The 14,198-nt window shown below is 69.5% G+C and carries 17 protein-coding genes and 1 tRNA gene; 10 read left to right on the top strand and 8 right to left on the bottom strand.

Annotated elements, in window-relative coordinates; all coding sequences use genetic code 11:
- Nucleotides 1-93 precede the first annotated feature (93 nt).
- From A5696_RS01455 to A5696_RS01480, 6 genes are all read right to left on the bottom strand, one after another.
- Nucleotides 94-1,068 carry an NADPH:quinone oxidoreductase family protein gene (locus A5696_RS01455; RefSeq protein ID WP_067872264.1) on the bottom strand — a complete coding sequence of 325 codons (975 nt, stop codon included), beginning with the start codon at nucleotides 1,066-1,068 and terminating at the stop codon, nucleotides 94-96.
- Nucleotides 1,068-1,688, bottom strand: a complete 621-nt coding sequence (locus A5696_RS01460; protein ID WP_067872267.1) for a TetR/AcrR family transcriptional regulator — start codon at nucleotides 1,686-1,688, stop codon at nucleotides 1,068-1,070. Before A5696_RS01460 ends, A5696_RS01455 begins: the two co-directional genes overlap by 1 nt.
- Complete coding sequence (locus A5696_RS01465; protein WP_067872270.1) at nucleotides 1,669-2,952, bottom strand: acyl-CoA dehydrogenase family protein; 1,284 nt, start codon at nucleotides 2,950-2,952, stop codon at nucleotides 1,669-1,671. The genes A5696_RS01460 and A5696_RS01465 overlap by 20 nt, the downstream gene beginning before the upstream one ends.
- 74 nt (nucleotides 2,953-3,026) lie before the next feature.
- Complete coding sequence (locus tag A5696_RS01470) at nucleotides 3,027-3,791, bottom strand: SDR family NAD(P)-dependent oxidoreductase (RefSeq protein WP_067872272.1); 765 nt, start codon at nucleotides 3,789-3,791, stop codon at nucleotides 3,027-3,029.
- Nucleotide 3,792: 1 nt separating this feature from the next.
- Nucleotides 3,793-4,824: a phosphotransferase family protein gene (locus A5696_RS01475; RefSeq protein ID WP_067872275.1), complete on the bottom strand. Its 1,032-nt coding sequence runs from the start codon at nucleotides 4,822-4,824 to the stop codon at nucleotides 3,793-3,795.
- A 71-nt stretch (nucleotides 4,825-4,895) separates the two neighbouring features.
- On the bottom strand, nucleotides 4,896-5,561 hold the full coding sequence (locus tag A5696_RS01480) for a class I SAM-dependent methyltransferase (RefSeq protein ID WP_067872278.1): 666 nt from the start codon (nucleotides 5,559-5,561) through the stop codon (nucleotides 4,896-4,898).
- A 76-nt stretch (nucleotides 5,562-5,637) separates the two neighbouring features.
- On the opposite strand from A5696_RS01480, the gene A5696_RS01485 reads away from it, so the two are divergent.
- Both A5696_RS01485 and A5696_RS01490 read left to right on the top strand, forming a co-directional pair.
- Complete coding sequence (locus tag A5696_RS01485) at nucleotides 5,638-6,246, top strand: histidine phosphatase family protein (RefSeq protein ID WP_067872281.1); 609 nt, start codon at nucleotides 5,638-5,640, stop codon at nucleotides 6,244-6,246.
- Nucleotides 6,247-6,281: 35 nt separating this feature from the next.
- On the top strand, nucleotides 6,282-7,328 hold the full coding sequence (locus A5696_RS01490) for a phosphotransferase family protein (RefSeq protein ID WP_067872284.1): 1,047 nt from the start codon (nucleotides 6,282-6,284) through the stop codon (nucleotides 7,326-7,328).
- Nucleotides 7,329-7,421: 93 nt separating this feature from the next.
- Here the strand turns inward: A5696_RS01490 and A5696_RS01495 are convergent, their stop codons facing one another.
- Nucleotides 7,422-7,772, bottom strand: a complete 351-nt coding sequence (locus A5696_RS01495; RefSeq protein ID WP_067872287.1) for a lipopolysaccharide assembly LapA domain-containing protein — start codon at nucleotides 7,770-7,772, stop codon at nucleotides 7,422-7,424.
- Nucleotides 7,773-7,886: 114 nt separating this feature from the next.
- Between A5696_RS01495 and A5696_RS01500 the strand changes: the two genes are divergently transcribed.
- The 5 genes from A5696_RS01500 to A5696_RS01520 are packed head-to-tail and all read left to right on the top strand — an operon-like array spanning nucleotide 7,887 to nucleotide 11,977.
- Nucleotides 7,887-8,840 carry an ABC transporter substrate-binding protein gene (locus A5696_RS01500; RefSeq protein WP_067872292.1) on the top strand — a complete coding sequence of 318 codons (954 nt, stop codon included), beginning with the start codon at nucleotides 7,887-7,889 and terminating at the stop codon, nucleotides 8,838-8,840.
- Nucleotides 8,837-9,928, top strand: coding sequence for an ABC transporter ATP-binding protein (locus A5696_RS01505; protein WP_067872295.1), 1,092 nt, complete (start codon nucleotides 8,837-8,839; stop codon nucleotides 9,926-9,928). Before A5696_RS01500 ends, A5696_RS01505 begins: the two co-directional genes overlap by 4 nt.
- 2 nt (nucleotides 9,929-9,930) lie before the next feature.
- A complete protein-coding gene (locus A5696_RS01510) occupies nucleotides 9,931-10,617 on the top strand; it encodes an ABC transporter permease (protein WP_067872298.1) in 687 nt (228 codons plus the stop codon).
- The gene (locus A5696_RS01515) at nucleotides 10,614-11,381 is read left to right on the top strand and encodes an ABC transporter permease (RefSeq protein ID WP_067872301.1); all 768 of its coding nucleotides are present in this window, start codon (nucleotides 10,614-10,616) and stop codon (nucleotides 11,379-11,381) included. Before A5696_RS01510 ends, A5696_RS01515 begins: the two co-directional genes overlap by 4 nt.
- Complete coding sequence (locus A5696_RS01520) at nucleotides 11,378-11,977, top strand: putative glycolipid-binding domain-containing protein (RefSeq protein ID WP_067872303.1); 600 nt, start codon at nucleotides 11,378-11,380, stop codon at nucleotides 11,975-11,977. The genes A5696_RS01515 and A5696_RS01520 overlap by 4 nt, the downstream gene beginning before the upstream one ends.
- On the opposite strand, the gene A5696_RS01525 is transcribed toward A5696_RS01520, so the two are convergent.
- The gene (locus tag A5696_RS01525; RefSeq protein ID WP_231964189.1) at nucleotides 11,940-12,899 is read right to left on the bottom strand and encodes a prephenate dehydrogenase; all 960 of its coding nucleotides are present in this window, start codon (nucleotides 12,897-12,899) and stop codon (nucleotides 11,940-11,942) included. The two genes, A5696_RS01520 and A5696_RS01525, sit on opposite strands and share 38 nt — an antisense overlap.
- A gap of 145 nt (nucleotides 12,900-13,044) precedes the next feature.
- Between A5696_RS01525 and A5696_RS01530 the strand changes: the two genes are divergently transcribed.
- The 3 genes from A5696_RS01530 to A5696_RS01540 all read left to right on the top strand — a co-directional run bounded on the left by A5696_RS01530 (nucleotide 13,045) and on the right by A5696_RS01540 (nucleotide 14,147).
- Nucleotides 13,045-13,566 carry a tRNA adenosine deaminase-associated protein gene (locus A5696_RS01530; RefSeq protein ID WP_067872308.1) on the top strand — a complete coding sequence of 174 codons (522 nt, stop codon included), beginning with the start codon at nucleotides 13,045-13,047 and terminating at the stop codon, nucleotides 13,564-13,566.
- 6 nt (nucleotides 13,567-13,572) lie between these two features.
- A complete protein-coding gene (locus A5696_RS01535; RefSeq protein WP_067872311.1) occupies nucleotides 13,573-14,028 on the top strand; it encodes a nucleoside deaminase in 456 nt (151 codons plus the stop codon).
- Between the two features lie 29 nt (nucleotides 14,029-14,057).
- Nucleotides 14,058-14,147, top strand: a tRNA-Ser gene (locus A5696_RS01540).
- The last annotated feature ends 51 nt before the right edge of the window (nucleotides 14,148-14,198 follow it).

A 14,198-nucleotide genomic window follows, 5' to 3' on the forward strand; every position in this document is an offset into this window, starting at 1 on the left:
TGATACCGCGGGCGGGGGGACCTTCGCTCGCGAGCAGACACAAAAGCCCCCATTTCCTCGGCGTGTCGGGGGCTTTTGCGACTGCTCGCGTGGCTACTGCGCCACGTCGATGACCACCTTGCCCAGGACCTTGCGGTCGGCGACATGCCGCAACGCTGCCGGGGTCTCGGCGAGCGGGAATCGCGCGCCGATGTGGGGCCGGATCGTGCCGTCGGCGAACATCCGGGCCAGCTCGCGCATGTCGCGCGCGGCGTCGTCGGGCCGGTCGGCCATGAAGGTGCGGATCTCCATGCCGCGCACGGTGATTCCCTTGAGCAGCACCAGGTTCAGCGGGATCGACGGAATAGCGCCCGCGGCGTAGCCAAGGGTGATGAAGGTCCCGCCCCGGGCCAGGGCCCGCAGCGCCGGCTCGGCGTAGCACCCGCCGACGGGATCGAGAACCACGCGGGCGGCGTCACCGGTCAGCTCGCGGATGCGCGCTTTCAGGTCTTCGCGGTCATAGTCGACGGCCGCCTCGGCCCCGCGGAGTCGGCACAGGTCGAGCTTTTCCGGACTGGACGCCGCCGCCAGGACCCGGGCCTTCATCGCCACCGCCAGATCGACCGCGGCCAGCCCCACACCGCCGGCGGCCCCGAGGACCACCACCCAATCGCCCTGCGCGACTTGCGCGATCGACCGCAGCGCGTGATACGCGGTGCGGTACGTGACGCCGAACGCGGCGGCCGACGCGAAGTCGGCGCCGTCCGGGATGGGCGCCGCCGATGCCGCGTCGAGCAGCGCCAGCTCCGCGAACGCCCCGGTCGGCGTGGTGGCGGAGATCCGCTGGCCGGGACGGAACGGCGTGCCGTCGCCGACGGCGACCACTTCACCGGCCAGTTCGCTGCCCGGGACGAACGGGACCGGGATCTTGACCTGGTATTTGCCGGCGATCAACAGCACATCGGGAAAGTTGACCGCCGCGGCGTGCACCCGAACCACCAGCTGGCCAGGGCCGGGCGCGGGGTCGGCGACGTCGTCGATCACCAGATCCTCCGGCGCGCCGTAGGCGCGGCAGACCGCGGCCCGCATCACCCGGCCCCCAGGCCGCGTAGGCAGAACCCCACCAGGTGTGCGATGTCATCGGGTTCGGGCCGATCGGCCGAACCGACGTATCGCCGCATCGCCGCGGCGGTGCAGCAGAACACCGCCTCGACATCGCGGTCGACGTCGGTGCTGCCCAGGGCCGCAACGGGTTCGGTCAGCAAGTCGCGCAACGGCCGCAGCATCTCCCGGTCGGTCGCGGGCCGAGTGTTGGGAGACATCTGCCCGGCGGCCGCGCGGCTCATGCTGATCAGGTGCGGGTCGGCGACCTGTGCCAGGGTGCCCTCGATCCAGCGCGCCACTTTGTCCTGCGGGCGGGTTTCCTTGGCCATCTGGTGCTGCAGGTAGGACACGACGATGGCCACGCCGCGTTCCATGACCGCCAGGATGAGGTCGTCCTTACCCGCGAAATACCGATAGAAAGCCTTGTTCGACGAGCCGGCCTCGGCGACGATGTCGCTGACGCGGGGCGCCTCGGGCGCGACCCGTTCCATGACGCGCACCGCGGCGGCCAGGATACGTTCAACCTCCTCGGTCGCCTCCCGCTGGCGGTCGTCGAGAGCCCGCTCGACCGCCGCGGAGACTCTGCTAGTTGTCAACGAGCTCACCGTATTTGGCGCGGGCCGCCGCCCGCCGGACATCCAGCATTTCGCTGGGCCAGTCGCCGTCCTCGGCCTCGTAGCCCTTGAGCAGCATCCGCGCCAGGTTCACCTTGTGCGCCTCGGTCGGCCCGTCGGCCAGGCCGAGCGCGATGCCGCCGAGCAGCACGTTGACCAGCGGCAGTTGATCCGTGAGACCGATGGCGCCATGGACCTGAATCGCGCGCAGCGCAATGGATTTGAGAACCTGCGAGGCCAGGATCTTGCAGGCGGCGATCTCGGCCCGCGCGGCGCGCTCGTCGCCGTTGTCGATGAGCCAGGCGGCGTGCAGGACGGTCAGCCGGAACGGGATCAATTCGGTATAGGAGTCGGCGACGAACTCCTGCACCAGCTGCTTGTCGGCCAGCGAGCTGCCCTGGGTGAAACGGCTTTTCGCGCGCCGCGACATCATGTCGACGGCGCGCTGCGCCATGCCGATCGAGCGCATGGCGTGGTGCAGCCGCCCGCCGGCGAGGCGGGTCTGCAGGATCAGGAAGCCCTGACCGGCTTCGCCGAGCAGCGCGTCGGACGGCACCCGCACGCCGTCGTAGCGAACCAGGGAATGCCCCGGCTCGTGCGGGTCGGCGCCGACGAGGTGGTGGTTGGCTTCGACGTTCAGGCCCGGGGTTCCGGCCGGGACCAGGAACGTCGAGGCGCCCTGATGCACGGGCACGTCGGGGTCGGTGATCGCGACGACGATGAAGAAGGATGCGACGGACGCGTTGGAGGAGAAGTACTTTCGCCCGGTGATGATCCAGTCGTCGCCGTCCCGTTCAGCTCTGGTGGTGAAGACCCGGGGATCGGCCCCGCCCTGGGGCTCGGTCATCGAGAAGCACGAGAAGATCTCCCCGGACAGCAGGCCGGCCAGGTAGCGGTCCTTCTGCTCCTGAGTACCGAATCGCGCGATGATCTCGGCGTTGCCGGTGTCGGGCGCCTGCGTCCCGAAGACGATCGGCGCCCACGGGCTGCGGCCCAGGATCTCGTTGATCAGCGTCAGCTTGACCGCCCCGAAGCCCTGCCCGCCCAGCTCGGGGCCCAGATGCGGTGCCCACAAGCCGTTGTCGCGTACCTGCTGCTTCAGCGGATCGACGATCCGGCGCCGCTCGTCGTTGAGCGGCAGGAACTCGCAGCCCGGAAACAGCACCTCGAGGGGTTCCACCTCCTCGCGCACGAATTCGCGGATCCAGTCCAGCTTTTTCTCGAACTCCGGTTCGGTGGAGAAGTCCCAAGGCATTCGAATACTCCTAGTTGTTCATTGGTGGCGACCCCCAGAGCCCGGCTTCGCCGCGCTTGCGATCGCCACGGTTATCAGGGGATCCCGCCGTCGGCGCGCAGGATCGAGCCGGTGGTGAAACTGGACGCGTCGGAGACCAGAAACAGTGCGGCGCCGACGATTTCGCGCGGGTCGCCGGCGCGCTGCAACGCCAGATGGCCGAACGGCTTGCCCTCGGCCCGGTCGAGATTCCAGGCCTTGCTGACGTCGGTGAGAAACGGCCCGGCCATCAGCGTGTTCACCCGGACGGTCGGCCCGAACGCCTTCGCCAGCGCCTCGGTCATGGCGTTGAGGCCGGCCTTGGCCGCGGCATAGGGGATGATGTCGGGGGCAGGCCGCAGCGATCCGGCGGTGCTGACGTTGATGATGGAACCGCGCCCGGCGGCCACCATCCGCTCGCCGACCAAGGCGGACAACCGAAACGGGCCTTTGAGGTTCAGGTTGAGCACCGCGTCGAACAGCTTCTCGGTGACGTCGGTCAGCTTGTCGTACAGCGGCGACATGCCCGCGTTGTTGATCAGCGTGTCGATCTTGCCGAACCGCTCGTAGGCCGCGTCGACCAGGCCGTCGAGCTGGTCCCAGCGGCCCACGTGCACCTGATAGGGCATGGCGGAACGGCCGGTCTCGGCCTCGATCTCCGTCGCGGTGGCCACGCAGTTGTCCATGTTGCGGCTGGCGATCACCACGTCGGCGCCGCAGCGGGCGACGCCGAACGCCATCTCCCGGCCCAGGCCGCGGCTGCCGCCGGTGATCAGCACCACCCGGTCGGTGAGGTCGAAAAGCTGGTCGGCATAACCCATTTCAGCGCGTCCTCGCCAGCTCCGCCGCGGTCGCGATCAGCCGCGGGATCATCGCCCCGAAGGTGTCTCGGATCTGGGGGTCCACCTTTCCGGTGCGCACGCCGGCCGCGTAGGTCTTCTCCAGCACGATGCCCAGTTTCCAGTTGGCCAGCACGAGGTAATAGTCGATGTTTTCGGTGGACAGCCCGCTGACCTTCTCGTAGTGCTCGAGCAACTCGGTGCGCGTAGGCATCCCCCGCATGTCCAGATAGAACCCGTCGGCGCTCGGCTCCTCGCCGTCGTAGCCCAGCAGCGCCCACGCCAAATCGAGCAGCGGGTCGCCGACCGTCGTCATCTCCCAGTCGACGATCGCGGCCAACCGCGCCGGCACACCGTGCGCGAACATCACGTTGGCGAACTGGTAGTCGCCGTGCATGATGCCCGGCCGGTAGCTCGCGGGCCGGTTGTTGCGCAGCCAGTCGGCGGCCTCGTGCAGGCCGGGCAGTTCGCGCACCTTGTAGGCGTCGAGGAAATTCAGCCAGCGATCGACCTGGCGTTCGTGGAACCCGTCCGGGCGGCCGAACCCGTCGAGCCCCTGCGCCCGCCAATCCACCCGGCCCAGCCTGGCGGCTCCCTCGACGAGTTCGAACGCCAGCCCCCGACGGGCGGCCAGGTCGGTGTCGAACGGCGCCTGCCAGCCGCCGTCCATCGGGCTCCACCCGTCGATCGCCCGCATCACGTAGAACGGCAGGCCCAGCACGGCGCCGGTGTCGTCAGCGGCGATCAGCGCCGCGTGTGGCACGTCGGTGCCCGCCAGCGCGCGAACGAGGCGGATTTCCCGGAGCAAGCCGTCGACGCGGGCAGCGTCGGCGCGCGCGCCCGGCATCCGCAGCACCATCCGCTGCCCGCCCCGCTCGATCAGGTAGAGGGTGTTCTGCGAGCCGCCCTTCAGCGGTTCCAGCACAGGTTGCTCGCCGCTGCCGGGTGCGTCGTTCGCATCCAGCCAGCGGCCGAGAACGCCCGGGTCCAACTGGGTCTCGCCGACACTGGTCATAGGCTGCACACCCCACTCTCCGCGCAGAGAATAGCATTCTCTCAACGTTTGGGAAGTGCCCCGCCGGATCCCTAACCCGCCTTGCGCGCGCTGAGCAGGAAGCCCGGCGCCATGAAATGCCCCTCGTCGTCGCGCTCGATATCCGGCGACAGGCCGCCGGCCGATGCGAGTGCGCCCGCATTGCCGTACAACCGCGCGGGGCGGACGTCATCGACTCGCCACAGTTCCGCGACGGAATCGCGCAACTCGGTTTCGGTGAAGCCGCGCGGGCCGGGCCCGTCGCTATGGCCGAGCGCACCGGTGGCGAACGCCAGGATGTACAGCGCCGCGCCCGGCGCGGCGGCCCGAAGGATCGACCGCAGGTACTCCTGGCGTTGCTCGGGCGGCAGCACGTGGAAAAGTCCGCTGTCCAGGATCGTCGAGAAGCGTCCGTCATAGCCACGGAACGCGGTGAGGTCGGCCTGCGCGAAGGTCGCCGTCGTCAGTCCCCGTTCGGCGGCGGCGGCCGTCGCCGCAGCGACCGCGGTCGGGCTGGCGTCCAAGCCGACGACCGTATAGCCGAGCGCCGCGAGCGCAAGCGAAAGTTCGGCGTGGCCGCAACCGGCGTCCAGGACATCGCTGCGGACTTTGCCTTGGTCGATCAGAGCCGCCAATTCGGGTTGCGGCCGGCCGATGCTCCACGGGGGCGGCGCTTCCTGCCGGTAGGCGGCGTCCCAATCCATGCCCGGCTGTGTCATCTCTCCTCCTCGAGATCAGCATTGCGCGGCGCGATGAGAAACTGGCGCTGCCCACCATCCGACGACGGGAACAAACATGCAAGTGCTGCTGGTCCGGCATGCCCTACCGCTGCGAAGCCAACCCGGCGAGGGCGCCGACCCGGACCTTTCGGAGCAGGGCTGGGCGCAGGTCGAACGGCTGCCCGAGGCGCTCGCCAGGTTTCCGATCTCGCGGGTGGTGAGCAGCCCGCAGCGGCGCGCCATCCAGACCGCCGAACCCGTCGCGGCGGCCCGCGAGCTGAGCGTCGAGATCGACCACCGGTTCGCCGAATACGATCGCGACCTTCCGGTCTACATCCCCGTCGAGCAGATCAAAGCCGAACGGCCGGAGGAGTGGGCGCGCCTGGCGCAGGGGCATCTGCCCAGTGCGGTCGACGAGGGAGCGTTTCGGGCACGCGTCCGCGCGGCGGTCGACGACCTGGTCGCCGCCGCCGAGCCGGAGGAAACGGTCGCGGTGTTCAGCCACGGCGGCGTGATCAACGTGCTGCTGCACGAGATCCTCGGCACGGCCCGGCTGCTGTCGTTTCCCGTCGACTACGCCTCGGTCACCCGGCTGTTGTTCTCGCGGTCCGGCGAGGCGACGGTCGCCGGGGTCAACGCCGTCGAGCACGTGTGGGACCTGCTGCCCCGAAATCAGCGGTGGTGAACTCGCCCCACATGCGCGGTGGTAAACAAGTTCGAGTGACTTCAACTGACCGAATCGAAGGGCTGGACCTGGTCTCGCTGGACCGGTACCTGCGCTCGCTCGGGATTGGCCGCGACGGCGAGTTGCGGGGCGAATTCATCTCCGGTGGCCGCTCGAACCTGACGTTCCGGGTGTACGACGACGCGACCAGCTGGCTGGTGCGGCGTCCCCCGCTGCACGGGCTGACGCCGTCGGCACACGACATGGCCCGCGAATACAAGGTGGTGGCCGCGCTGCGGGACACGCCGGTCCCCGTAGCGCGCGCGATCGCGCTGTGCGAGGACGACTCGGTGCTGGGCGCGCCGTTCCAGATCGTCGAATTCGTTGCCGGGCAGGTGGTGCGCCGACGCGCCCAACTCGAGGCGTTCAGCCACACTGTCATCGACGACTGCGTCGACTCCCTGATCCGGGTGCTCGTGGACCTGCACAATGTCGATCCGAACGCCGTGGGGCTGGCCGACTTTGGCAAGCCCAGCGGCTATCTCGAGCGGCAGGTGCGACGGTGGGGTTCGCAATGGGAACTGGTGCGGCTGCCCGAAGACCACCGCGACGCCGACGTCGAGCGGCTGCATTCGGGTCTGCGGCAATCGATTCCGCAGCAGAGCCGGACCTCGATCGTGCACGGCGACTACCGGATCGACAACACCATCCTGGACGCCGACGATCCGACGAAGGTGCGCGCCGTCGTGGACTGGGAGCTGTCCACCCTCGGCGACCCGCTGTCCGACGCGGCCCTGATGTGCGTATACCGCGACCCGGCGCTGGACCTGATCGTCAACGCGCAAGCCGCCTGGACGTCGCCGCTGCTGCCCACGGCCGACGAGCTCGCCGACCGCTACTCGCTCGTGGCGGGGTTGCCGCTGGCGCATTGGGAGTTCTACATGGCGCTGGCCTACTTCAAGCTCGCCATCATCGCCGCCGGCATCGACTTCCGCCGGCGGATGTCGGACCTGGCCAGCGGGAAAGAGCCCGAGCACACCCCCGAGGTCGTCGCGCCGCTGATCTCGCGCGGGCTGGCGGAGCTCGCCAAGCTGCCCGGCTGAGTGTGCACTGGTGGCCTTTGAGTGTGTACTGAGGGCTTTGAGTGTGCGCCAAGGGCGATTTTCTCGCCGAGGATTCACACCGAAAGCCCGGCGCTAGATGTTACGAGCCGCCGCGTGGTGCTTCTTCGCGGCGCGGCGCAGCTGAAGGATCCGTGCGGTGCCTGCCGCCACGGTGATCAGACCGCCCACCACCGCCGCCAGCAGGATCGCGACCCCCAGCGGAAGGCTCCAGCGCCAGCCGAAGAACGCGAACGCCGCCGAATCCGTGTTCTGAGCTATGAAGATCAGCAGCAGGATCAGGATCAGGAAGCCGACGATCAGGGACGTCCACAAAGCGCCGGCGCGGGTGAACCCGACGGCCGGATCGTTGGGCTTCGCGCGGGCGCCGGACGCGGGCGGCGGCGGGGGGGGCGGGGGAGGCGTGGCAGGGGTTTGGCCGCTCATACTGTCATCTTTGTCCCATCCTGGGCAGATTGAAACAAATCCAGCGAAAACACCGCCGGCGGCCCGGCGCCGGGACGGCCGCGTTGCGGGGGTTCTGCCGTTAGTGTCGGCGTTATGAGGATGCTGCCGCGCGCGCGCCGCGCGACCGTCCGTGCCGCGGTGTGGCTGGCGACGGTGTGCCTGATCGCGGCGTGCAGCAATGCCGACCCGCTGGGGGCGGAGGCCCGCAGCCCGAAATCCATCGTGGTCGGGTCCGGCGACTTCCCGGAATCGGAGATCGTCGCCGAAATCTACGCACAGGCATTGCAGGCCAACGGTTTTGAGATCGGGCGGCGGATGGGCATCGGCAGCCGGGAAACCTATATCCCCGCGCTGAAAGATCATTCCATCGACCTGGTGCCCGAGTACATCGGAAACCTGCTGCTGTACTTCGCGCCCAACTCGACGGCGACCATGCTCGACGACGTCGAGCTGGAACTCTACAAGCAACTTCCCGGTGATCTGTCGATTCTCACGCCGTCGCCGGCGTCCGACACCGACACGGTCACCGTCACCGCCGGAACTGCCCGCAACTGGAACCTGAAGACCATCCGGGATTTGGCCGCACACTCGCCCGACGTGCGGTTCGGCGCACCGTCGGCGTTCGAGAACCGCCCGTCCGGCCTGCCGGGCCTGCGGCAGAAGTACGGCCTGGCCATCAGCCCCGGCAACTTCGTGGCCATCAACGACGGCGGCGGCGCGGTGACCGTTCGCGCGTTGCTGGAGGGCAGGGTGACGGCCGCCAACATCTTCAGCACCTCGCCGGCCATCCTGCAAGAGCATTTGGTCGCGCTCGAGGATCCCGAGCACAACTTCCTGGCCGGCAACATTGTGCCGCTGGTGAACTCGCAGAAGAAGTCGGACCTGCTCAAGAGCGTGCTGGACGCGGTGTCGGCGAAGCTCACCACCACCGGGATGGCGGGGCTCAACGCCGAGGTGGCGGGCAACTCCGGCATCGATCCGGACCAGGCGGCACGAAACTGGGTGCAGTACAACGGCTTCAGCCACCCGATCGGGCAACGGCGTTGATCGTCTTCGACAGCGTCAGCAAGGTGTTCGCCGACGGGACCACCGCCGTCGACCGCCTGAGCCTGGTGGTTCCCAACGGCGAATTGACCGTCTTCGTCGGGTCTTCGGGCAGCGGCAAGACCACGGCGCTGCGCATGATCAACCGGATGATCGAGCCGACCTCCGGCACCATCACCGTCGACGGGGCCGATGTCCGAGGTGTCGACCCCGTTCGGCTGCGCCTCGGGATCGGCTACGTCATCCAGCACGCCGGGCTGATGCCGCATCAGCGCGTGATCGACAACGTCGCAACCGTTCCGGTGTTGAAGGGCCAGCCGCGCCGCGCCGCCCGCAAAGCCGCCTACGAGGTGCTCGAGCGCGTCGGCCTCGATCCCAAGATCGCCACCCGATACCCCGCCCAGCTGTCCGGTGGCGAACAACAACGCGTCGGCGTGGCACGCGCACTCGCCGCGGACCCGCCGATCCTGTTGATGGACGAGCCGTTCTCCGCCGTCGACCCCGTGGTCCGCCACGAGCTGCAGAACGAAATGCTGCGTCTGCAAAGCGAATTGCACAAGACCATCGTCTTCGTCACCCACGACATCGACGAGGCGCTCAGACTGGGCGAGCAGGTGGCGGTGTTCAAGGATGGCGTGCTGCAGCAGTACGACGAACCCGCCCGGCTGCTTTCGCGGCCGGCCAACGAGTTCGTGGCCAGGTTCATCGGCCTGGGCCGCGGTTACCGATGGTTGCAGCTGATGGACGCGGCCGGGCTGCCCCTGCACGACATCGAGCGCGTCGCCGCCGACGGCCTGCGCGACAGCGGCCTTCCCGACGGCTGGGCGGTGGTGGTCGACGACGCGGGCGCCCCAATGGGCTGGATCGACGCCGAGGGCCTGCGCAAGCACCGCGCCGGCGCGTCGTTGCCCGACAGCATGAGTGGCGTCGGCTCGCTGTTCCGTCCCGACGGCAATCTCAGCCACGCACTGGACGCGGCGCTGTCGTCGCCGTCGGGCGTGGGTGTCGCCGTGGACGACGGGGGCAAGCTCATCGGCGGCGTGCTCGCCGCCGACGTGCTCGCCGCGGTGGAAGCCCGCCGGGGGAGCTAACGATGCACTACTTGTTCACCCACCTCGACGACGCCTGGGCCCTGACCCTGGTGCATCTGCGGCTGGCGTTGGTGCCGGTGCTGATCGGGTTGGCGATCGCCATCCCGCTGGGCGTCGGGGTGCAGCGCGTACCGGTGGCGCGGCGGCTGACGACGGCAACCGCCGCCGTCGTGTTCACCGTCCCGTCGCTGGCGCTGTTCGTGGTGCTGCCGATGATCATCGGTACCCGCATTCTCGACGAGGCCAACGTCATGGTCGCGCTGACCGCCTACACCGCCGCGCTGCTGGTGCGCGCGGTGCCGGAGGCCTTGGACGCGGTGCCCGCCCAGGTGCGCGACGCCGCCACCGCGGTCGGCTATCCGGCACTCAAACGAATGCTGAAAGTCGAACTGCCGCTGTCCATCCCGGTGCTGGTCGCCGGGTTGCGCGTGGTCGTGGTGACCAACATCGCGATGGTCTCGGTCGGCTCGGTGATCGGCATCGGCGGCCTGGGCACCTGGTTCACCGAGGGCTACCAGACCGACAAGAGCGACCAGATCGTCGCCGGCATCGTCGCGCTGTTCGTGCTGGCGACGGTCATCGACGCGCTCATCGTCGTGGCCGGGCGGCTGGCCACGCCGTGGGAGCGCGCCGGGCGCACCCCACGTCGCCGCGCGGTGGTGGCCCCGGTCGTGGGCGGGGCGCGATGAATTTCGTGCAACAGGCGCTGTCCTATCTGCTGACCGCCGACAACTGGACCGGTCCGGTCGGGCTGGCGGCCCGCACGGTCGAGCACCTCGAATACACCGCACTCGCGGTGGCCGCCTCTGCCGTGATCGCCGTCCCGATCGGGTTGATCATCGGGCACACCGGTCGCGGCACGCTGCTGGTTGTCGGTGCGGTCAACGGCCTGCGGGCGCTGCCGACGCTGGGCGTGCTGCTGCTGGGGGTCCTGCTGTTCGGGCTGGGCATCGGTCCGCCGCTGGTCGCCCTGATGCTGCTCGGGGTGCCGTCGCTGCTGGCCGGAACCTATGCGGGCGTCGCCAACGTCGAGCCGACGGTCGTCGACGCCGCGCGCGCCATGGGCATGACGGAAACGCAGGTGTTGCTGCGGGTGGAGGTGCCCAACGCGCTGCCGCTGATCCTGGGTGGGCTGCGCAGCGCGACGTTGCAGGTGGTCGCGACCGCGACGGTGGCCGCCTACGCCAGCCTCGGCGGGCTGGGCCGATACCTGATCGATGGGATCAAGGAGCGGCAATTCCAGCTCGCGCTGGTCGGCGCGCTGATGGTGGCCGCGTTGGCGCTGGTGCTCGACGGCCTGCTGGCACTGGCGGTGTGGGCTTCGGTGCCCGGCACCGGCCGGCTACGGGGCCCGTTGTGGGTGCCCCGCCGGCCTGCGCAATCAGGTGACGCCGACCGCACTTCGGGGCAAACCCGCCGCGCCCGATGGACACGTCCTACGGTAGGAGTGTGAACGCAGCCCCCTCTGATCCGGCCCGGCGCGTGTGGCAGGCGATGTTGACCTGGCGCGCCCAGGACGTCTCCCGCATGGAATCGGTGCGAATCCAGGTGTCCGGCAAGCGGATCCGGGCCAATGGGCGCATCGTGGCCGCGTCCACCGCGACGAACCCGGCGTTCGGCGCCTACTACGACCTGCAGACCGACGAGACCGGCGCCACCAAGCGCTTCGGGCTCACCGTCACGTTGGCCGAGCGCGAACGTCAGCTCGCCATCGCCCGGGACGAGGAAAACATGTGGTTGGTCACCGACCACCAGGGCGAACGCCGCGCCGGCTACAACGGCGCGCTCGACGTCGACGTGGTGTTCAGCCCGTTCTTCAATGCGCTGCCGATCCGCCGCCTCGGCCTGCACGAACGGGCGGACATGGTCACCTTGCCCATGGTCTACGTCAACGTGCCCGACATGTCCGTCACGGCGGCGACCGTGAGCTACACCAGCGAGGGAAACCTCGAGGGGATCAAGTTGCGGTCCCCCGTCGCCGACACTGTGGTGAGCGCCGATGACGAGGGATTCATTGTGGACTATCCAGGGTTGGCAGAGCGGATCTGATCACCCCGCCCGCGCGGCCCGCGGCGGCCAGTTCTTCGCGCCAGTTCTCCTCCCCGATGACGACGGTGAAGATGTCGGAGCGCGGGAAGCTGTCGTAACGGGTGCGCGCGGCGTGGCCGGCGTCGATGAGGTCGGCCACCGAATTGTGGGAGGCGAGGTTGTGGGAGGCGAGCGACTCCCGCGCGCGGCCGAGCAACTCGATGACGTGGTCGACCGCCGGCAACAGCTGGGCGGCGTTGCCCTCGCACATCGCCCGCACCAGCTCCGGGGCGGTGCCCGCCACCCGGGTGCCGTCGCGGAACGAGCCGGCCGCCAGCGCGAAGGCCAGCGGCACCTCCCCGGCGGTGACGGCCAGCGCCTCGGCGAGGAGGTGCGGAAGGTGCGAGATCGCGGCCGCCGCAGCGTCATGCTCGTCCGATTTGGCCGGCACCACCAGGGCGCCGCAGTCGAGGGCCAGCCTCATCACCATCGACCACACGACCGGGCTCACGTGGTCGTCGACGCTGACCACCCACGGGGCCCGGGTGAACAACCCGGCGTAGCCGGCGACCCACCCCGAATCCGCCGTCCCCGTCATCGGGTGACCGCCGACGAAGCGTTCCAGCAGACCGGCCGCGGCCACCTCGTCGACCACCGCGCTCTTCACACTCGTCACGTCGGTCAGCGGGCATTCGGGGGCCAGTTCCCTGATGTGGGCGAGCATGCCCGCCAGCGCGGGCATCGGCACGGCCAGGACGATCAACGCGCCGGTGTCGGCGGCCCGGGTCAGGGTCTGGGTCAGATCGGTGCTGGCGTCGAAGCCGTCGGCGACGGCCGCGTGCGCGCCCTCCACCGACCGGTTGTAGCCGAACACGTCCCGGCCGGCCGCCGTGGTGGCCCGCATGATCGAGCCGCCGATGAGGCCCAGCCCGAGCACGCAAATGGGTCTTGTCGACCGAGGGTGAGCCACAGTCCAAGGTTGGCACAGTTCGGCGGCCGGCGCGGCCGTCGGGTGCCGTGGATCGTGGCGCGTTCCTCTCGCGCTGCGTCTGGTCAGACGGCCTGGTCAGCGACTAGCGTAGGCGCCCATGGGAGCACAGCGGGCCTCGGCGCAAGGCCCGTCCGCGGACACGCCGGACGGCTTCGGCGTCGCGGTCGTGCGCGAAGAGGGCAAATGGCGCTGCTATGCCATGGCCCCCAAGTCGCTGACGAGCCTCCAGGCCGCCGAGACCGAGCTGCGTGAGCTGCGCAGCTCCGGCGCGGTCTTCGGGCTCCTCGACGTCGACGACGAGTTCTTCGTCATCGTGCGCCCCGGGCCGTCGGGGACCCGGTTGCTGCTCTCGGATGCCACCGCCGCGCTGGACTACGACATCGCCGCCGAAGCACTGGACAACCTGGATGCCGACATCGATCCCGAGGACCTCGAGGACGCCGACCCCTTCGAGGAGGGCGATCTGGGGCTGCTGTCGGATGTCGGGCTGCCGGAGGCCGTGCTGGGGGTCATCCTCGACGAGAGCGACCTGTACGCCGACGAGCAACTGGGCCGCATCGCCCGCGAGATGGGCTTTGCCGACGAGCTGTCGGCGGTGATCGACCGCCTCGGTCGGTGATCGCCGATCACCGATGAAGATCTGATCCGTGCCGCACTGTCGGTCGCCGCGACGGCGGGGCCCCGCGACGTGCCGATCGGCGCTGTGGTCATCGGCGCCGACGGAACCGAGCTGGCCCGGGCGGCGAATGCCCGTGAGGCCCTTGGCGATCCGACGGCGCACGCCGAGATCCTGGCGATGCGGGCCGCGGCGCGAGCGCTCGGCGACGGGTGGCGGCTGGAGGGCGCCACGCTGGCGGTGACCGTCGAGCCGTGCACGATGTGCGCCGGTGCGCTGGTGCTGGCGCGCGTCGCGCGGCTGGTGTTCGGGGCGTGGGAACCCAAGACGGGAGCGGTCGGATCGCTGTGGGACGTGGTGCGCGATCGTCGGCTCAACCACCGCCCGGCCGTGCGCGGCGGTGTGCTCGCGCAGGAGTGCGCCGCGCCCCTGGAGGCGTTCTTCGCCCGCCAGCGATTGGGGTGAGGAGCCACCCGTTCGGTAAGCTGCCTGGCGGTGGCGTGTCCGAGCGGCCTAAGGAGCACGCCTCGAAAGCGTGTGACGGCTAACACCGTCCGAGGGTTCAAATCCCTCCGCCACCGCCATGTGATGTCGCGAGACATCGAGGACAGATGTCTCGCGACATAGTGAACACC

It is taken from the genome of Mycobacterium sp. E2699, from assembly GCF_001666745.1.
Taxonomy (GTDB): domain Bacteria; phylum Actinomycetota; class Actinomycetes; order Mycobacteriales; family Mycobacteriaceae; genus Mycobacterium.